Raw genomic sequence first — 18,922 nt, forward strand, 5'->3', positions numbered from 1 at the left:
GCCTCGGATCCGCGTGATCATGCGGATCCGAGGCCGCGCGCCTCGGCATCCCGCCGTCGAGACCCGTGGGCGTCTTTCATTCAAATGGATGATGCGACAGGCTGTCTCACGACGCCTCGCGGATGCCGGCGAGTCGGTCGGCCCGGATCAGGCGACGCCGTGCAGCTCCCGCAGGCTCTGCTCCGCCCCGGCGCCGTCGCGGGCGTGCATCTGTGCGCGCAGCCGCACGAAGAGGTCCACGCGTCGGACCGTGTCGGTGAGGAAGGGCTCCCACCCCCGCAGGTTGCGTTCGATGGCGAGCGCGGCTTCGCGCACGACGCCGATGAACACCGAGTTGTGCGTGGCGCGGGTCACCAGCTCGAACATCTCGGTGCACTTCGCGAAGAGGAGGGCGACGTCCTCCGCGCGGGCACTGTCGACGACGGCATCCGCTGTCGCGACGATCACGGCCAGTTCCTCGTCCGTTGCGGCGCTGAGCGCGAGACGGACGGCGTTGCCCATGAGGTAGGCCGTGAAGACCCCGGTCTCACGGCGCACGCGGTCGTCCGGGACGGAGACACGGGTGTAGCGGCCGACGGCGACCTCCACGAGGCCGAATCGCTCCAGCCGCTGCAGCGCCTCCCGCACCGGGGTGCGGGAGATGCCCAACTGCGTCGCGATGTCGACGTCGCGCAGGCGCTCGCCGGGCGCGAGGGTGCCGTCGAGGATCGCCGCGCCGATGCGGGCGTAGACCTCATCGCTGAGGCTGACGCCGCTGGTCAGATCGCTGTGATCGATGGGCGAGAGTTTCGGGGACATCGCTGGGAAGAGTGTACGTCCGCCTGCGCCCGGAAACACCCCGAGGACCCCTGCGCCGGGGCGGCGGCGTTGCCACTTTCGGCGGAGTTCTTGCAACGTTTGTGTCACCTTGTCTCATCTGGTACTGCGCGCGAGGATGCCGACCGTTAGCGTGGACCCCGTCGGCGCAGTCGCGTCGTCGTCGCACGTCAGTAAGGCAGTTCATGAGCACCAGCGGTACCGTCAAGTGGTTCAACTCGGAGAAGGGCTTCGGGTTCATCGCTCCCGATGAGGGCGGCGCTGACGTCTTCGCCCACTACTCCGCCATCCAGTCGGGCGGCTACCGCTCGCTCGAGGAGAACCAGCGCGTCGAGTTCGAGATCGCCCAGGGCCCCAAGGGCCTGCAGGCGGAGAACATCCGCCCCCTGTGAGTTGAACGGCCCGCTTCCGAGCGGGCCGTTTTCACGTCGGCGTGAGCCGTCGCCCACCGTCACGGTGCGGCGGCGGCTCCTTCGGCGCGTGAGCCCGCCTCCGTGGTGACGGTTCCGCGTCGGGTCGTCGACCGCCCACGCGGTCGACGTCAATCCGCGGGAGCGGATGCCGCGTCGTCGATGAGGAGGAGCGCGCGCAACTGCGCGGCGTCGTCGACGGCCGCCGCGGCGCCGTCCGCCTCGTGCGGCCAGCTGAATCCCCATCGCACGAAGATCACCGGCACTCCCTGTGCCGCACCGCCGTCGACATCGTGGTGTCGGTCACCGATCAGGACGGGCCGGCTCGTGTCGGCTCCCGCGGCGCGCAGGCGCCGCAGCGCCTCGGCGACGATGTCCGACTTCGACGCGAGGGTCTTCTCATCGGGCGTCGATCCGGCCATCGCCTGCAGGTGCGGGGCCAGGTCGAAGTGCTCCATGAGGGCGACCACCTGCACCTCCGGCTTCGAGCTCGCCGTGGCCTGAGCGACGCCCGCGTCGTCCAGCTCGGCGATGATGTCGGCGACGCCGGGGTAGAGCCGCGCTCCGGTCGTGTAGCCGTCGGCCTTCCCGAGGGTGCGGTAGAAGGCGACCGCCTCGGTGGCCTCGGCGGGCGACATCCCCACGTTCGTCTGGAACGATTCGAACATCGGCGGACCGATCCAGTGGACGAGCTCCTCGCGCGTCGGCGCGGGCTTGCCGAAGTGCTCCAGCGCGGTCGTCAGACGACGCAGGATCCCGTCGGAGGCGTCGACGAGAGTCCCGTCGACGTCCCACAGCACACAGGTCCACGGAGATCTCAACGCCATGCCCTCAGCCTAACGAGCGGGAGGGCCGACGCAGACCGCCGTCCCGGGGGCGCGGATGCCGGGGTCAGAACAGCCGCGGCGCGCCCGACTCGATGCCCTTCATGCCCTCGTAGTCGAGGGTCACGCAACGGATGCCGCGGTCGCCGGCGAGCGTCTTGGCCTGCGGCTTGATCTCCTGCGCCGCGAACACGCCCGCCACCGGTGCGAGGTGCGGGTCGCGGTTCAACAGGTCGAGATAGCGGGTGAGCTGCTCCACGCCGTCGATGTCGCCGCGACGCTTCACCTCGACGGCGATCGTGCCGCCCGCGGGGTTGCGCAGCAGCAGGTCGACGGGTCCGATCGCCGTCGGGAACTCGCGTCGCACGAGGGTGAGCCCGTCGCCGATGACCTCGACCTGCTCGGCCAGCAGTCGCTGCAGGTCGGCCTCGACGCCGTCCTTCTGCAGTCCGGGGTCGACGCCCAGCTCGTGCGAGGAGTCGTGCAGCACCTCGTAGATGCGCACCAGCAGGGCGTCGCCGGTCTTCGCGTGCGTCACCCGCCAGTGCTCCTGCACGCCGGCGGCGATCGACTCGGCATCCGGCACCTCGACGGTGAGCGTGCAGGGCGGGCTCATCCAGTTGAGGGGGGCGTGTTGGATGTCTCGATGGAACGCGACCGTCCCGTCGGCCTTGATCATGATGAGACGCGTGGCGAGCGGAAGATGGGTGTTCAGCCGTCCGGAGTAGTCGACGGAGCAGCGGGCGATGATGAGACGCACCCGTCCAGTCTCGCAGTCTCCGGGCGCGCGATCATCGCCGGGGTAGCACCGGGACATCGCTGGGTGACCGTCAGAACGGTGGGGGAGACTCCCGCGGGGAGCGTTCGGGAGCCGGTGGTGAAGGACTCGTGACGAATCCCACGGTGTATCCGTCCCAGATCTCACCGCGTGCATCGCCTTCGGAGGGCCACTGCGTGCGTCCCGTGCAGGTCATATCGCGGCCACCGTCTCGTCCAGAGCCAAGTGTCTGAACGCCTGGGCCGAACACGGCAAGTGCGAGAGACGCCGCCAGATCCTGGAAGCCAACGGGTCCGAGCTGCTCAAGGTTGTAGCGACCCAACGCTTCCTCCCGTGCTTTGCGGCTTGACCCTACGCTACCGTCCACCCCTCATATCGATGGCTCTCAGGGGCACCCACGCAGCGACATACACGGAGTGCGCTGCCGTCAGGGAGTCGACCTCTATGAGGCCACGCTTCAGCGTCGCCACGGCGTACGGCGGTTTCACTCATTTGTGGGATTCATCGCCTCAATGGCGACGGCTAACTTGAGCCTCATCGGGAGTTGGCCCCGTGTTCCGCGAAGCCATGAGTCGCGCAGAGACCTACCAACGCGACGGACGTTGCATTGAAGAAGGGATTAGCTATGCGCCTCAGTTTCGGCAAGCGAATCACCATAGGAGCAGCACTGGTCGCTCTCCTCGTCGGCTCAACCGCCGTCCCAGCATCCGCAACTTCGGGGACAGGGTTCGACAACACCGATCCGGCAGGCGGGCCCGACTACTGCGCAAGCGGCTCTTACCCCATCAAGACCTACAACCTGTACGCCAACGGGTCGGGGCCTCTCGTCGGGTACATGGAGGTCCGCTACTCGCCGAGTTGTCAGACGAACTGGGTACGCGTCTACAACAGCGGCACCTCGGATGCCTTAAGTAAGACGTACATCCGTCGTTACGCGCAAGGATCTCTGCCCGACTCGGGCGCCATCACAAGCAGCGACCTTTACCCCGGCGGCTGGGCGTACGGTTACCAGGTTTACGCTCCCGGGTCGACGTGTGTTCAGGTCCAGGGTGGACTCACGACCAGTGCATGGACTGCTTGGTCGCCCTACGTCACGCTCTGCTGACACGCAGGGTGGATGGCTCTGGCTATGTGATGATTCGTTCCGGCTGGGAGAGATATCCTCTCGGCCAGGGCCACCGGCGTCGACGATCACGCGGACATGACCACGCGTGATCCTCCCCGACTCCCACGCCTGAAGTGTCGCCGGAAAGCCCTCGACGAGTTCGCGCGCCTCACCGATGCGCTGCTGCACCGTGCGGTCGGTCACCCGCAGCACCCCGCCGAGCTCCGCGGCGATCGAGCGCAGCACCATGTCGTGCTCGCGTACCGACCCGCGCAGGGTCGCGGTCTCCTGCTCTGCCAGCCGACCGGCGCGCGCGAGCACCCGCACCTCGGCCACCTGCGCCGCCGTCACCGCACGAGCCACCGCGTCGGTCTCGTCGACGAGACCCGCCAGCGCGGCCACGAACCGGCCACCGCTGCCGGCCTCCATGACGCCCCCGGCGCGACGTCCGTCATACCTCGATCGTCTCGCGACCCTCCGACATCCGTTCACGCATCCACGGCTCCCGGGAGGCGGCATCCGCCCTCGGACGCGCGAGTCAGTGGTGGCCGACGCCGACCTTCGAGCCGGCGATGGGCTTGGCCGCTCCGGAGGCGAAGCCGCTCATCGCGATGAGCGCCACGATGATCCAGAGGGTGTTCAGGATGCCGATCTGGTGGCTGACCCAGCCCAGGACGGGCGGCCCGCACAGGAAGGCGACGTAGCCGATCGTCGCCGCGGCCGACACCGACGCGGCGGCCTTGCGGGGGTCGTCCGCCGCCGCCGACATGCCGAGCGGGAAGCCGAGCGAGGCGCCGGCGCCCCACAGCGCGACGCCCACGAAGGCGAGCGGGAGGTTGGGCGCGAGGATGAACACGATCAGGCCGAGGCCCGCCGCGATCGAGAGGGCGCGGAGGGTCCACACGCGTCCGATGCGGTCGACGAGCGGGCCGCCGGCGGCGCGGAAGACGGTCATCGACACGGAGAACACGGTGAGGAAGATCGCGCCGATCGCCTCCGACTCGCCGTGGCCGTCGACCACGGCGATGGTCAGCCAGTCGTTGGCGCTGCCTTCGGCGAAGGCCATGCCGAGGATGATGGCGCCGATGGCGTAGGTGCGCGGGTCGCGCCACACCTCCAGGGCCGCGTGCAGGCGCGCGCCCCGCGACGGGGCCACGGCCTCGGAGTCGACGACAGCCAGCGCCTGCGCGGGAATCGCGCGCAACGCGTTGGCGGTCACGATCAGCCAGACCACGGCGACCGTGCCGAGGTGCCAGGAGGCCCCGACGCCCCACGCCGCCATCGCGACGCCGACACCGGCCCCGGCGACCGTGCCGAGGCTGAAGAACGCGTGGAACAGCGGCATCAGCGTCCGCTCGAAGGCCTGCTCGACGGCGGCCGCTTCGACGTTCATCATGACGTCGGTCGCGCCGAAGCACAGCCCGAGGATGGCGAGGCCCGCGACGGCGACCGCGTAGGAGGAGAGCGCATCGACGCCGAGGGCGGCGAGGAAGAGGCCGACGGCGACCCCGACGATCGTGACCGACAGCCCTCGCTTGGCTCCCCACCGCACCACGATGACGTTCGCGGACATCACTCCCAGGAGCGAGCCCGCGCCCATCGCGAAGAGCAGGATGCCGACCTCGAAGTCGTCGATGCCCAGGTTCTGCTTGACGGCCGGCAGGCGCGACGCCCACGACGCGAACGTCACTCCGCTCAGGAGGAACAGGGTGAAGATCGCGGTGCGCCATCGGACGAGTCCGCGACGATCGAGCGTGGTTCTGGTGATCACACTTCACCTTAGCGAATCGATTCGACCCCCGCCGAAACGATTCGACGAATCGTTTCGGATCGCCTCTGACGCGAGTTACCATCGGGGAGTGACGAACCGCCGCGCCACCATCGCCGACGTCGCTCGGGTCGCGGGCGTGTCGCCGTCGACGGCGTCCGTCGTCTTCAGCGGCAAGACACCGGTCTCCGACACCACTCGGCTGCGCGTCATGGACGCGGCCGCCTCGCTCGGCTACACGGGTCCCGATCCGCGCGCGGCGTCGCTGCGACTGGGTCGCAGCGGCATCGTCGCCGTCGTGGTCGGCTCGTCGCTCAACTTCATGTTCGTCGACCCCGTGCAGCGTCTGCTCATGGACGGTCTGGCGGAGGCGGTCGCTCCGCTCGGCGCCGGCCTGCTGCTGCTGCGCCGAGACGCGGAGCTCGACATCGAGAACGCCCCCACCCTCACGACGGCATCGATCGACGCGGCCGTCCTGATCGGATGCGACGGGTCGCTGCGGGAGTCGTTGCCGATCGTGCTGGCGCGCGGCATCCCCGTGGTCGTGGTGGAGGGCGACGCGGGCGAGGGCATCCCGCGCATCGGCCTCGACAACCGCGAGGCGGAGCGCCGGGCGGCCGAGCACATCCGCGACCTCGGCCACACGCGTGTGGCGATCGTCACCCTTTGGCAGGATGCCGCGGGCACCGTCGGCTGGATCGCGCCCGACGCCGACATCACCGTCGACGTCACCCGCGATCGCCTGCAGGGCGCACGCGACGTCTTCCCCGACGCGCCCGCGCTCGCGACGGGGGGCAGCTCCATCGACGACGGGTTCGCGGCGGGACGGGTGCTCTTCGCCGACCCGCGGACGCGTCCCACGGCGGTGATCGCGCAGAGCGACCTGCTCGCCGCGGGCGTCATCCGCGCGGCGGAGGACGCGGGGCTGCGCGTGCCCGAAGACGTCAGCGTCACCGGTTTCGACGGGGTGCCCGTGGACGGCCTTGCCCCCTACGAGCTGACCACTCTCGTGCAGCCCGCGACCGACAAGGGCCGCGCCGCAGGCGCCGCGATCGCCGCGATGCTCGACGGGCGGGAGCCCGCATCCGTCGATCTGATCTCCACCTTCCGCCTCGGCAACACCACCGCCCGGGTCGGCTAGGCCCGCACGCCGGGTAGACTGGGAATCCGACCCCCGCGACCTGTCAGGAGGCCAGATTGCTCGTGCTCCTGGCTGCGTTCGCGGTCGTTCCGCTGTCGCTGCCATGGCTGTTCGGTCGCATCGGCCCACGGGCGTTCCTCGTCGCGGCGGTCCTGCCGGTCGTGGCCTTCGTCCACGCGCTGCTCATGACCCCCGAAGTCATCGCCGGTCGGGTGCCGACGGAATCGGTGTCGTGGATCCCGCAGCTCGGGATCGATCTGTCGATGCGGATGGACACGCTGGGCTGGCTCATGACGCTCATCGTCACCGGCGTCGGGGCCCTCGTGCTGATCTACTGCCGCTGGTACTTCGACGGCAAGAAGCAGGGCGTCGGCCTGTTCGCCGCCGTCCTCCTCGGCTTCGCGGGAGCGATGTACGGCCTCGTCCTGACCGACGACATCATCGTGCTCGTGATGCTCTGGGAGATCACCAGCATCCTGTCCTACCTCCTCATCGGCTTCTACCACGCGCGTGGCGCGAGCCGCCGTGCCGCGCTGCAGGCGCTGCTCGTGACGACCCTCGGCGGCCTCGTCATGTTCGTCGGCGCGGTGATGATGGCGGTGATCTACGGCACCAACAGCCTGGCCGCCATCGTCGGCGGCACCGCGACACTGAGGCCGGGCAGCGAAGGTCTGCTGAACGTGGCGATCGTGCTGCTGCTGGTCGGCGCACTCAGCAAGTCGGCCATCTTCCCCTTCCACTTCTGGCTCCCGGGCGCCATGGCGGCGCCGACGCCGGTGAGCGCCTACCTACACGCGGCCGCGATGGTGAAGGCGGGCATCTACCTCATCGCCCGCCTCGCTCCGGCCTTCGCGCACAGCGAGTTCTGGCGTCCGATCGTGATCAGCCTGGGCCTGTTCACGATGCTGCTCGGCGGCCTCCAGGCGTTGCGCGAGTCGGACCTCAAGCGCATCCTCGCGTTCGGCACCGTCAGCCAGCTCGGCATGCTCACCGTCGTCCTCGGCTACGGGGAGCGCAACTCGGCGCTCGCCGGTCTCGCGCTGCTGATCGGCCACGCGCTGTTCAAGTCGTCGCTGTTCCTGGTCGTGGGCGTGATCGACCGGCAGCTCTCCACGCGTGACATCGGCGAGTTGTCCGGAGTCGGCCGCCAGGCCCCGACGCTGGCCGTCTTCTCGATCATCGCGATCGCCTCGATGGTGGGACTGGCACCCACGGTCGGATTCGTGGCGAAGGAGGCCGTGCTGACCTCGCTGCTCGAAGGCGGGTCGCGCCCGGAAGCCCTCATCCCGCTCGTCGGCATCGTGCTCGGCTCGGTGCTGACGACGGCGTACGGCCTGCGGTTCGTGTGGGGCGCGTTCTGGACGAAGAAGGATGCCGCCGGCACGCCGCTGCCGGTCACGGTGTGGCCCGACCCGCCGATGGGATTCCTCGCCGCGCCGGTGCTGCTGTCGGCACTCACCGTCGTCGCGGGCTTCGCCGCGCCGCTGCTCGACGCCGCGTTCTCCGGCTACGCCGACACCCTTCCGGCCGCCGGCGGGGAGAACGGGTACCCGTACCACCTCGCGCTCTGGCACGGATGGGAGCCCGCGCTCTTCCTCTCGCTCGGCAGCATCGCCCTCGGCGCCGTGCTGTTCTGGCTGGCCCAGCGCACCGGACTCGTCCCGCGCCGCATCCTGCCCTTCACCGCGGCCGACGTCTACAACGCGTCCCTGCGCGTCATCGCGCGCCTGGCGGTGTGGACCACCACGTTCACCCAGCGCGGCTCGCTGCCGGTGTACGTGGGCACGATCTTCGTCGTGTTCGTCGCCGCCGAGGGCACCGCCCTGCTGGCGAGCCCGTCGTGGCAGATCTCCCTGGATGCGTGGCAGACCCCCATGCAGCTGGTCGTCGCGCCGATCATGATCATCGCCGGGATCTTCGCCGTCCGGGCACGCAAGCGCTACACCGGCGTCGTGCTCGTCTCGGCCACCGGGCTCGGCATGATCGCGCTGTTCGCCTCCAGCGGCGCACCCGACCTCGCCCTGACGCAGATCCTCGTCGAGACGGTCACCCTCGTGGCCTTCGCGCTGGTGCTGCGCCGCATCCCCGCCCGACTCGGCGAGCACAACGCGTCGGTGCTGCCGCTGGCGCGCGCGATCCTCGCGGTCGCCGTGGGGGCGACGATGGCGATGGTCGCGATGGTGGCCACCGGCGCCCGGGTGGCGACACCCATCTCGGAGCGCTTCCCCGAGCTCGCCTACGAGCTCGGCCACGGCAAGAACGTCGTCAACGTGGCGCTCGTCGACCTGCGCGGCTGGGACACCATGGGCGAGCTGTCCGTGCTCATCGTGGCGGCGACCGGCGTGGCATCCCTCGTGTTCGTCACGCACCGCTCGGATCTCATCTCGCGGTCGATCTCGGCGCTGCCCACGGGCGCGACGCGCACCCGGCGACCCCTCATCGAGACCGACGAGGGCCCCCGACCGCGCGCGAGCGCTCCCGGCAGCACGCGACAGACCTGGCTGGTCGGCGGGCAGAAGGTGCGCCCCGAGAACCGGTCGATCATGCTCGAGGTCATCGTCCGGATCCTCTTCCACACGATCATCGTCGTCTCGATCTATCTGCTCTTCGCCGGGCACAACCTCCCCGGCGGCGGATTCGCGGGCGGCCTCGTCGCGGGCATGGCGCTGGTCATGCGCTACGTCGCCGGTGGCCGGTACGAGCTGGGCGCGGCCGCGCCGACCGACGCGGGACGGCTCCTCGGCGCCGGCATGACGCTGGCCGTCGCGTGCGCCGTCGTGCCGCTGCTGTTCGGCCTGCCGCCGCTGACCAGCTGGTTCTGGGAGACGGAGATCCCCGTCATCGGCCACATCGAGTTCGTCACCTCCACCCTCTTCGACATCGGTGTCTACCTGGTCGTCATCGGCCTCGTGCTCGACGTGCTGCGTTCGCTCGGCGGCGAGGTCGACCGCCAGACGCAGGAGCTGCGCGAGCGGGGGGTGACGGTCTCATGACGGTGTCCGCGGTGCTCGTCATCATCATGGCGGTGCTCTTCGCGTGCGGCGTGTACGCGATGCTGGAGCGCAGCCTCACCCGCGTGCTGATCGGGTTCCTGCTGCTCGGCAACGCGACCAACCTCTTCCTGCTCATCGTGATGGGTCGTCCCGGCGTCGCCTCCTTCTTCGGGTCGGGCGATGTCGAGGAGATGAGCGATCCGCTGCCGCAGGCGCTCACCCTGACGGCCATCGTCATCACCTTCGCCGTGTCGGCCTTCCTGCTGGCGCTCATCTACCGGTCGTGGCAGCTCGGCCAGGCCGACACCGTCGTCGACGACGAAGAGGACATCGCCGTGCGTGATCGCGGCACCGTCGAGGAAGACCAGATGGACGACGAGACCTCGATCGAGGACGACGACGACGACGCGACGACCGACTTCATCGGCACCGACACGGCGCCGATCACCGTCCTGCACCACCGCGATCTCGACGGCATCCGCGACGACGCCCCCGTGGACCGCCCGCGCGGCGACGCGCGAGGTCGCCGCGACGAGGGAGGTGAGCCGCGGTGAACGCCCTCGTCCCGCTCCTCGTCGCCCTCCCCCTGCTCGGGGCCGGTATCGCGCTCGTCTTCGGTCGTCAGCGCCGCGTGCAGGTCGGCGTGTCCGTCGTCACCCTCACGCTCGTGCTGGCGATCGCCGCCGTGCTCCTGTACACCGTCGACTCGTCGGGGCAGGCGATCGCCGTGTCGGTGGGCGGCTGGCCGATCCCGTTCGGCATCGTGCTGTACGTCGACCGTCTCGCCGCGTTGCTCGTCGTCATCTCGAGCATCGTGCTGCTCGCGGTCCTCCTCTTCTCGGTCGGGCAGGGCGCCGCCGACGGCGACGACGACACCCCCGTCACGATCTTCCACCCCTCCTACCTGATCCTGTCGGCGGGCATCTTCAACGCGTTCATCGCGGGCGACCTGTTCAACCTCTACGTCGGTTTCGAGATCCTGCTCGTGGCCTCGTACGTGCTCATCACCCTCGGATCCACCGAGTCCCGCATCCGCGCCGGCGTCGTGTACATCGTGGTGTCGCTGGTGTCGTCGATCCTCTTCCTCGCCGCGATCGCCGCGATCTACGGCGCGCTGGGCACCGTCAACATCGCGCAGCTCGCCGAGCGCATGACCGAGCTGCCCGACTCGACGCAGCTCGTGCTGCACCTGATGCTGCTGCTCGCCTTCAGCATCAAGGCCGCGGTCTTCCCGCTGTCGTTCTGGCTTCCGGACTCGTACCCGACCGCTCCGGCCCCCGTCACCGCGGTGTTCGCGGGCCTGCTGACCAAGGTCGGCGTCTACGCGATGATCCGCACCGAGACGCAGATCTTCCGCGACAACGACGTCAACACCCTGCTGCTGATCGTCGCGCTCGCCACGATGATCGTGGGCGTGCTCGGCGCGTTGGCGCAGGCGGAGCTCAAGCGCATCCTGTCGTTCACCCTCGTCAGCCACGTCGGCTATCTGGTCTTCGGACTGGCCATCGCCACCCCGCTGGCCCTCGGCGCGACCATCTACTACATGGTCCACCACATCATCGTGCAGACCACGCTGTTCCTCGCGGTGGGACTGATCGAGCGGCGAGCCGGATCGACCTCGATCCTCAAGGTCAAGGGGCTGATGCGCGCCGCGCCGGTGATCGCCGTGCTCTACTTCATCCCGGCCATCAACCTGGGCGGTCTGCCGCCGTTCTCCGGGTTCATCGGCAAGCTCGCGCTCTTCGACGCCGCCGCCGAGGTGGGAACGCCCCTGATGTACGTGCTGATCATCGGCGGCATCGTCACCTCGCTGCTCACGCTCTACACGCTCATGCGCGCCTGGAACCTCGCCTTCTGGCGCGAGGACGACGACCACACCGAGGAGACCGGCGTCGTCGACCGCATCTCCTACCTCGGCGATGCCCCGGCCGCCGACGACGAGGGCGCGCGACGCGTCATTCCGCGCATCATGACGGCGACGACCGCGGGAATGGTCGCCGTCACGGTCGCCCTCACGATCTTCGCGGGACCGCTGTACGCGCTGTGCGCGAGCATCGGCGACGCCCTCCTGACGCCGGTCACGCTCGTGCAGCTCGATGAAGGAGGCGGATCGTGAGCCCGTCCACCTCGGTCGCGTCCGCCGTGTGGCGCCAGCTCCCCTTCTTCGTCTGGCTCGTCGCCCTCTGGATGCTGCTGTGGGGACAGTTCACGGTGCTCGCCGCCGTCACGGGGCTGATCGTCGCGATCGTGGTCACCCGCGTCTTCCGCCTTCCCCCCGTGGAGCTCTCCGGCCGCGTCAACATCTGGTACGGCGCCGTGTTCGTCGTGATGTTCTTCCTGGCGCTGATCCGCGGCTCGCTGCTGGTCGCCTGGCAGACGCTGAACCCACGGCGCTACCCGGGCACGGCGGTCATCGCCGTGCCGCTGCGCACCGATGACGACCTGATCATGGCGCACGTCGGCGTGACCGCCTCGCTGATCCCGGGGTCGCTCATCGTCGACGTCGATCGTGACCGTCGCATCCTCTACCTGCACGTCATCGGCGTCTCGTCGGACCGTGACGTGGAGAACCAGCGCCGCGCGGTGCAGGGCTGGGAGTCGCGTATCGTCCGCGCCGTGGGGTCGCGCGCCCAGCTCGCCGCCATCCGCACCGCGGGTGCCCAGAGCCCGCGCGAAGGGGGTGCGGGCCGATGAACGTCCTGATCGTCGCCGTCTACGTCGTCTTCGCGATCGCCGGGCTCCTGACGCTGTGGCGGATCATCGTCGGGCCGTCGATCCTCGACCGCGCCGTGGCATCCGACGTGCTGCTGACCCTGGTGATGTGCGCGCTCGGCGCCGACATGGTCATCAACCATCACACCCGCTCGCTGCCGGCGCTGCTCATCATCGCCGCGGTGGGCGTGTTCGGCTCGATCGCGGTGGCCCGTTTCGTCGCGCGGAGGGACAACACCGACCGATGAACGAGATCCTCGACACCGCCGCCCTCGTGCTCGTGCTGATCGGCGGGCTGCTCTGCATCACCGCCGCGATCGGGCTCCTGCGCTTCCACGACGTGCCCACTCGGCTGCACGCCGCCACCAAGCCCCAGGTGCTGGGTCTCATCCTCATCTGCCTCGCGATCGCGTTGTCGCTGCGGTCGTGGCCCGTCATCGCCTTCCTCGTGCCCATCGTGATGATGCAGCTGGCGACCGCGCCGTTGTCGGCGCACATGGTCGGCCGTCAGGCCTACCGCAACGGCACGATCGACGAGCGCTCGCTGTACGTCGACGAGCTCGACGCCGCCCGCCGGACGCCCCCCGGCGCCGGCGGCTGAGCACCCGCCGACGGCGCGTACCCTCCTCCACAACCCGGGGGATCGGAGATCTCCGATCCGCACCTGTGGACGGACGACGCGGCTCCCTTCCGAGGCGTCACACTCGAAGGGTCGGGAGCCGGGCGCGGAACTGGGGGGTGACCGGCCCGGCTCCGACATCCTTCCCGCCGCGCGCCCGCGCGGTCAGGGGGCGAGGGACGGTGTCCGCGCGATGCCGAACTCGTGGCGCAGCACGCTGCGGGCCGCGAACCATCCCGACTGGCCGTGGACGCCCGGGCCCGGCACGGTGGAGGCTCCGCAGAGGTACACGCCGGGCAGCGGCGTCCGCCACGGGTCCGCGCTCAGGACGGGGCGGGCCAGCAGTTGCGGGAGCGTCGCGGCGCCGGCGGCGATGTCGCCGCCCACGTAGTTGGGGTTGTCGAGAGCGAGCTCGGCGGCGGTCGTGCCGCGCGTGGCGAGGATGACGTCGCGGAACCCGGGGGCCACCTCTTCGATCGCGCGAGTGACGGCCTCCGTCTGATCCACCGTCGAACCCGTCGGGACGTGGGTGTACGCCCAGAGCGCGTGCTGCCCGGCCGGGGCGCGGGTGGAGTCGAACACCGACGGCTGCGCCACGAGCACGTACGGGGATGCCGCGTGCCGCCCCGCCAGCACCTCCCGCTCGCCCGCGGCGATGCGCTCGCGCGTGCCGCCGATGTGCACGGTGCCGGCGCGCGCGATGCGCTCGTCGGCCCAGGGGACGGGCCCCGACAGCGCGAACTGCACCTTCGCCGACCCGCTGCCGTACCGGAAGCGCTCCAGACGGCTCCGGTAGCCGGCCGGCATCCGGTGCCCGGCGAGTCGGATCAGCGCGCGCGGGGTCACGTCGAGCACGATCGCCGCCGCGGTGAGCTCGTCGAGCGAGGTCACCTCGTGATCGGTGACGATCTCACCGCCGTGCGCGCGGAGATCGTCGGCGAGGGCATCGGAGATCGCCTGGGAGCCGCCGATCGGAAGGGGCCATCCGGCGGCATGCGCATGCGCCTGCAGGGCGAGACCCGCGGCCGCCGCGACCGGACTGGGCTGCGGGGCGATCGCGTGCGCCGCGACGCCCGTCATCATCGCCGGTGCCACCCGCTCCGCGAAGCCCGCATTCCAGAGAGGGCTGCCCTGCTGCAGCGCCCGCATCCCGAACCGCGCGGCGACGACGGGATGCGGCGGCACGCGCAGCAGCGGTGATCCCGTGAACCGCGCGACTTCGCGTGCGCGGGCGGCGAGCGGGCCGAGGAGCCGTCGATACGCGGCGCCGTCGCGTCCGAGCTCCGCCACCGTCCGGTCGAGGTCGCGGTAGGCGATCCCGGACCCCCCGTCCGCCGCGCCGAGCGGGTGGGCGAACGAGATCTCCGGGGTGACGAACGGGATGCGCCGGGCGAGGCCGAACGCGCGGAAGAAGGGGGACGCCACCGCCAGCGGATGCACCGCCGAGCACGTGTCGTGCCGGAAACCGGGGGCGACGGTCTCCGCCGTGCGGGCACCGCCGCCCCACCGCGGCATCCGCTCGAACACCCGCACCGAGAGTCCGGCGCGCGCGAGCGTGACCGCCGCGGCGAGGCCGTTGGGTCCCGAGCCGACCACCTCGACGTCGGTCACGCCACTCCCGCCGCCGCGTCGTGCGCATCCGTCGCCTCGGCGGCGTCGGCCACGGCATCCGCATCGGGGGTGCCGCCGGCCGGGTCGGGCACGGCGGGTCGCGCGGAGGTCTGCGCGGCGTCGCGTTCGCGACGGCGGCCCTCCGACAGGTAGCGCAGCCTCCGGATCGTCTCCTCGTTGCGCAGGTGCAGCAACGGCGCCCACAGGAACCGGGGCAGGCGTCCCGCGCCGCCGACCGGCTCTTCCGCCAGGCGCACGACGCAGCCCTCCCCGCGGGGCCGCACCTCGATGACCACGACGGCGCGGCCGAACGGGCCCGCCTTGGCCCGTAGGCGCAGGCGCCGCGGGGGCGACCACTCGACGATCTGCGTGTCGTCGTCGACCAGCACGGGCCACGCGCCCAGGGAGTGGTGGATGTGGGCGCCCTCCGCGGGCCACTCGGGGTCGACGGCGCGCATGCGCGAGGCGCCCACCACCCAGGCCGGATACACCCAGCCGTCGCCCAGCACGGCGAACACGTCGTCGGGGGTGCAGTCGAACAGTCGGACACTGGCGGTCGCCATGGGGTCTCCTCCGGGTCCCTTCCGATCGTAGGCGGGAACGCCGCGGGGCGAGGGGCCTTGACAGGCCGTCTCGCCGCGCCGCCCGGCCGAGGCTGCGGGTGGGGGTCCGGTGTTCCGTATTCAGTCTCCCGGCCGGTGCCGCCGGGCGCGACCCCCGGAATTCCGGGGCTCCGGGAGGGATGCGCCCCCATCCAGACTGAAGACGGCAGCAGACGCCCGCCGCCCGACCGGCGCGGGCGGGGCTAGCCGATGAGGCTCGGCTGCAGGTCGCGCAGCGTCCGGCGGTGCGTCATCCGGGTGACGCCCACCGCCGACAGCGCGAGCGCCCCGCCGAGCCACAGCAGCAGCACGCCGATGTCGGTACTCACCCGGGCGAGGTCGCCGCCGTACATCAGCTGGCGCATGGCGTCGACGACGTAGCCCATCGGCAGGATGTGGTGCAGCGCGGCGAGCGGCGCCGGAAGCGTCTGCCACGGGAACGTGCCGCCCGCGGTCACCAGCTGGAGCACCATCATCACCAGACCCACGAACTGGCCGACCGACCCGAGCCACACGTTCAGCGCGAGGATGATGGCCGCGTAGGTGAACGACGCCAGCATCAGGATGCCGAGGGTGCCGAGCGGGTTGGCGAAACGGAAGCCGAGGGTGAACGACAGCACCGCGAACAGGGCGACCATGCCGACGCTGCCCAGCAGCGCCGGTGTCAGCCAGCCGGCGATCGTCACGCGGATCGGGGAGCGCAGCGCCGTCACGGCGCGGCGCGAGATCGGCTTCACGATGAGGAAGAGCGCGTAGATCCCGATCCATCCGGCCAGCGCCGCGAAGAACGGCGCGAGGCCCGCGCCGTAGTCGCCGGCCGAGGTCTGCGCGCTCGAGTCGACGGCCACCGGGTCGGAGATCACCTTGGCCTGGGCGTCGCGGGTCGCGGCATCCGTGTCGGGAATGGCCTGCACGCCCGAGGCGAGCCCGTCGCGCAGCTGCGCCGCACCCGAGGCCACCTGACCGGCGCCCGACGAGAGCGTCGCCGCTCCCGTCGCCGCCTGGTTCGCCCCGTCGGTGAGCGCCCCGGCGCCCGACGCCACCTGGGCGGCTCCGGACGAGACCTGGGCGGCACCGGAAGCCACCTGTGCCGCGCCGGCGGCGAGGCGGTCGACCTGCGCGACCGCCGACTGGAGGCGCGCGTTGCCGGTGCGCGCGGCATCCCCGACGGGATCGAGCGAGGCGAGGACGCGGTCGATGGTCGCCTGGTCGACGCCCTGCTGTGCCAGGAGCGCGGCGATGTCGGCGCGCGCCTGCGGCAGGCTGTCCACGACGTCCTGCCCCGCGGCGGCGGCCCGGTCGGCGTACCCGTCGAGGGTCGCCGTCCCGTCGGCGACCTGGGCGGCACCGTCGGCCACCTGGGCCGCTCCGTCGGCGACCTGGGTGGCGCCGCCCGTGAGCGTCGCGGCACCGGTCGCCAGGGTCGCGGTGCCCTGCGCCAGCGTCGTGCTGCCGTCCGCGACCTGCTGGGCGCCGTCGGTGAGGGTCGTCGCGCCATCGGTGGCCTGGACGAGCTGCGCGCGGATGTCGCTGAGCCCCGTGAGCAGACGCGAGGCGGCCTCCTGCCCGACGAGCTCCGCGACCGACCGGCGGATCTTCTCCACGGCCTGCGTGCCGATGGTCGAGGCGAGGTAGTTGTTGGCGTCGTTGGTCTGCAAGCCGATCGTCGCCTGCCGCGGGGCCGATCCGCCGGAGGAGACCAGCGCGGCGGAGAAGTCGGAGGGGATCGTCACGATGAAGTCGACCGTGCCGTCGTGGAGGGCGGTCGCGGCATCCGCCTCGCTCAGCGCGCGCCAGTCGAACGCGTGACCGTCGATGAGCTGCTGCGAGACCTGACTGCCGTACTGGGCCGCGTCGGCGCCGCTGCCCGACCCCTCGTCGAGATCGACGAGCGCGACCGGAACCTCGGAGAAGTGGCCGTACGGGTCCTGGTTGGCCCACAGGTAGAGGCCGCCGTAGAGGACGGGCACGAGCATGAGGGCGACGAGCGCGAGCACCGACATCCGCGTCGCCGTCAGGCGCCGCAGCTCGGCAGCGATCATGGCGGGGATCTTCATCGGTGGCCTCCGGCGAGGGGGGTGGTGGGGCGCAGGCGCACGCGACTGGGCTTGAGGACGCGGGCGCTCGACGGATGCTGAGGGGCGGATGCCGAGGCATCGGACAGGACGGCGGCTGCCGCTTCGCCCGCGATGACCAGCACCGCGAAGCCGCGGTCGGCGAACTCCTCGGCGAGCTCCCACCACTGGGCGGGGTCGCCGCCGTGGCGGTCGGGGGAGACGAGGACCAGGCCGTCCACGCCGGGACGCGCCGAGGCCAGCTCGAGCAGGATGCGCAGACGGTGCGCGGGGGCGAGATCGGCGATCGGCAGACGCGAGGACGAGCGCAGATCGTGCTCGTCGAGCCACCGCCGTGCCGAGAGCGGGTCGGAGGCGAGACCGGCGAACATCAGCTCCTCCGCGACGACACCGGCCACCGCGATGTTCGGCGCCGGCTCGCTGACATCGGGGGCGTCGATCAGGGCGACCCGGCGACGCAGCGCGTTGTGGGCACGGCGGTCGTCCGCATCGTCGAGGGAGACGGTGCCGGCATCCGGTCGCATGCGGCCCGAGGCGATGAGCCCGAGCACGGTGGGACGCTGTTCGGTCTCGGCGACCGCGAGGGTGGCGCGGCCGCTGCGGTAGGTGAGGCTCGTCGCGCCGAGGGCCTCGCCGCGCCGCCCCTTCTGGACCTCGTCGAGGTGCACGCGCATCAGTTCGCCTCCAGCACGTCGGGGTGGGCGTTGAGCAGCGCCTCGGACTCGCGCCACGACAGCCCCGCGATGCTCAGCACGGCGCGGACGGCCAGCGAGGCGGCGATGGGCGACGATGCGTCGATGCGGCTGACGGCGGCGCGCGCCGTCTCCTCGATGAGGCGGGCCAGGGTCGGTGCGGCCATGTCGGCCCGGAGGCTCTCGTCGTCCTGCCCGGCGCGGACGACGGCGACGAGAGCGCGTCGCAGCGGCGCGAGGGCGGTGGCCGTCTGCTCGAGGTGCGTCTCGTCGAGCGCGAGGGCGGCGGCGACCTGCACGTGGGAGGCCTCGGCCCACAGGGCCGCGGTCAGACGGGCGAGGGCGAGCGGCGGATGCGGTTCGTCGAGGGAGGACGCGATGGCGTTGAAGCGCTGGGCGCCGGCGGAGATGAGCTCGGTGAGCAGCGCCTGACGGTCGTCGAAGTGCCCGTACAGGGCGCGCCGGGACAAACCCGCGGCGCGGGCGATCTGGTCGATCGAGGCGGAGGGGTCGACCGCGAGGGTGGTCGCTGCGGCGCGCAGGATGCCGGCGCGATTGGCGGCGGCATCCTTGCGGGGCCGACGGAGGGGTGCGGTGGTCGTCACCGGGTCAGTGTATTAACTTGCACACGGTTGTGCAAGTTTCGGGGAGCGAGGCGTCTCGACTCGCTCCGCTCGCTCAACGACCGGGTGGTGCGCGGTGGGGCGTTTCGACTCGCTGTGCTCGCTCAACGACCGGGGGCTGCGGGAGCTTGACGACCGGGGGCTGCGGGAGCT

General features: G+C 71.1%; 18 protein-coding genes. 8 read left to right on the forward strand and 10 right to left on the reverse strand.

What is annotated here, in order from left to right:
* Positions 1–147: 147 nt before the first annotated feature.
* On the reverse strand, positions 148–798 hold the full coding sequence (locus AC1Q49_RS06430) for a GntR family transcriptional regulator (RefSeq protein ID WP_492491234.1): 651 nt from the start codon (positions 796–798) through the stop codon (positions 148–150).
* A gap of 203 nt (positions 799–1,001) precedes the next feature.
* Between AC1Q49_RS06430 and AC1Q49_RS06435 the strand changes: the two genes are divergently transcribed.
* Positions 1,002–1,208 carry a cold-shock protein gene (locus AC1Q49_RS06435; protein ID WP_028496198.1) on the forward strand — a complete coding sequence of 69 codons (207 nt, stop codon included), beginning with the start codon at positions 1,002–1,004 and terminating at the stop codon, positions 1,206–1,208.
* Between the two features lie 149 nt (positions 1,209–1,357).
* On the opposite strand, the gene AC1Q49_RS06440 is transcribed toward AC1Q49_RS06435, so the two are convergent.
* From AC1Q49_RS06440 to AC1Q49_RS06455, 4 genes are all read right to left on the reverse strand, one after another.
* Entirely contained in the window at positions 1,358–2,053 is a 696-nt protein-coding gene (locus AC1Q49_RS06440) for an HAD hydrolase-like protein (RefSeq protein ID WP_060959626.1), read from the reverse strand.
* A gap of 64 nt (positions 2,054–2,117) precedes the next feature.
* Positions 2,118–2,810 carry an endonuclease NucS gene (gene nucS / locus AC1Q49_RS06445; RefSeq protein WP_101307077.1) on the reverse strand — a complete coding sequence of 231 codons (693 nt, stop codon included), beginning with the start codon at positions 2,808–2,810 and terminating at the stop codon, positions 2,118–2,120.
* Positions 2,811–3,735: 925 nt separating this feature from the next.
* Positions 3,736–4,362: a hypothetical protein gene (locus tag AC1Q49_RS06450; protein ID WP_492491235.1), complete on the reverse strand. Its 627-nt coding sequence runs from the start codon at positions 4,360–4,362 to the stop codon at positions 3,736–3,738.
* A 109-nt stretch (positions 4,363–4,471) separates the two neighbouring features.
* Positions 4,472–5,704, reverse strand: coding sequence for an MFS transporter (locus tag AC1Q49_RS06455; protein WP_061782376.1), 1,233 nt, complete (start codon positions 5,702–5,704; stop codon positions 4,472–4,474).
* Positions 5,705–5,792: 88 nt separating this feature from the next.
* On the opposite strand from AC1Q49_RS06455, the gene AC1Q49_RS06460 reads away from it, so the two are divergent.
* The 7 genes from AC1Q49_RS06460 to mnhG are packed head-to-tail and all read left to right on the forward strand — an operon-like array spanning position 5,793 to position 13,148.
* Positions 5,793–6,842 carry a LacI family DNA-binding transcriptional regulator gene (locus AC1Q49_RS06460; protein WP_492491236.1) on the forward strand — a complete coding sequence of 350 codons (1,050 nt, stop codon included), beginning with the start codon at positions 5,793–5,795 and terminating at the stop codon, positions 6,840–6,842.
* Between the two features lie 56 nt (positions 6,843–6,898).
* Positions 6,899–9,835 (forward strand): Na+/H+ antiporter subunit A, encoded by a 2,937-nt coding sequence (locus AC1Q49_RS06465; protein ID WP_061782377.1) that lies wholly within the window; start codon positions 6,899–6,901, stop codon positions 9,833–9,835.
* Positions 9,832–10,389, forward strand: a complete 558-nt coding sequence (locus AC1Q49_RS06470; RefSeq protein ID WP_492491237.1) for a Na(+)/H(+) antiporter subunit C — start codon at positions 9,832–9,834, stop codon at positions 10,387–10,389. Before AC1Q49_RS06465 ends, AC1Q49_RS06470 begins: the two co-directional genes overlap by 4 nt.
* Positions 10,386–11,951, forward strand: coding sequence for a Na+/H+ antiporter subunit D (locus AC1Q49_RS06475; RefSeq protein WP_060959632.1), 1,566 nt, complete (start codon positions 10,386–10,388; stop codon positions 11,949–11,951). The genes AC1Q49_RS06470 and AC1Q49_RS06475 overlap by 4 nt, the downstream gene beginning before the upstream one ends.
* A complete protein-coding gene (locus AC1Q49_RS06480) occupies positions 11,948–12,529 on the forward strand; it encodes a Na+/H+ antiporter subunit E (RefSeq protein WP_060959633.1) in 582 nt (193 codons plus the stop codon). Before AC1Q49_RS06475 ends, AC1Q49_RS06480 begins: the two co-directional genes overlap by 4 nt.
* Positions 12,526–12,795, forward strand: a complete 270-nt coding sequence (locus tag AC1Q49_RS06485; protein ID WP_060959634.1) for an MrpF/PhaF family protein — start codon at positions 12,526–12,528, stop codon at positions 12,793–12,795. Before AC1Q49_RS06480 ends, AC1Q49_RS06485 begins: the two co-directional genes overlap by 4 nt.
* Complete coding sequence (gene mnhG / locus AC1Q49_RS06490) at positions 12,792–13,148, forward strand: monovalent cation/H(+) antiporter subunit G (RefSeq protein WP_060959635.1); 357 nt, start codon at positions 12,792–12,794, stop codon at positions 13,146–13,148. The genes AC1Q49_RS06485 and mnhG overlap by 4 nt, the downstream gene beginning before the upstream one ends.
* Positions 13,149–13,331: 183 nt before the next feature.
* Here mnhG and AC1Q49_RS06495 read toward each other — a convergent pair whose 3' ends face one another.
* From AC1Q49_RS06495 to AC1Q49_RS06515, 5 genes are all read right to left on the reverse strand, one after another.
* On the reverse strand, positions 13,332–14,777 hold the full coding sequence (locus AC1Q49_RS06495) for a phytoene desaturase family protein (protein WP_492491238.1): 1,446 nt from the start codon (positions 14,775–14,777) through the stop codon (positions 13,332–13,334).
* The gene (locus AC1Q49_RS06500; protein ID WP_492491239.1) at positions 14,774–15,340 is read right to left on the reverse strand and encodes an SRPBCC family protein; all 567 of its coding nucleotides are present in this window, start codon (positions 15,338–15,340) and stop codon (positions 14,774–14,776) included. Before AC1Q49_RS06500 ends, AC1Q49_RS06495 begins: the two co-directional genes overlap by 4 nt.
* Positions 15,341–15,582: 242 nt before the next feature.
* Positions 15,583–17,436 carry a YhgE/Pip family protein gene (locus tag AC1Q49_RS06505; RefSeq protein ID WP_492491240.1) on the reverse strand — a complete coding sequence of 618 codons (1,854 nt, stop codon included), beginning with the start codon at positions 17,434–17,436 and terminating at the stop codon, positions 15,583–15,585.
* Positions 17,433–18,128: a hypothetical protein gene (locus AC1Q49_RS06510; protein WP_205281889.1), complete on the reverse strand. Its 696-nt coding sequence runs from the start codon at positions 18,126–18,128 to the stop codon at positions 17,433–17,435. Before AC1Q49_RS06510 ends, AC1Q49_RS06505 begins: the two co-directional genes overlap by 4 nt.
* Complete coding sequence (locus AC1Q49_RS06515) at positions 18,128–18,751, reverse strand: TetR/AcrR family transcriptional regulator (protein WP_101307071.1); 624 nt, start codon at positions 18,749–18,751, stop codon at positions 18,128–18,130. Before AC1Q49_RS06515 ends, AC1Q49_RS06510 begins: the two co-directional genes overlap by 1 nt.
* Between the last annotated feature and the right edge of the window lie 171 nt (positions 18,752–18,922).

The sequence above is a fragment of the Microbacterium sp. MPR-TSA4 genome, from assembly GCF_058792815.1.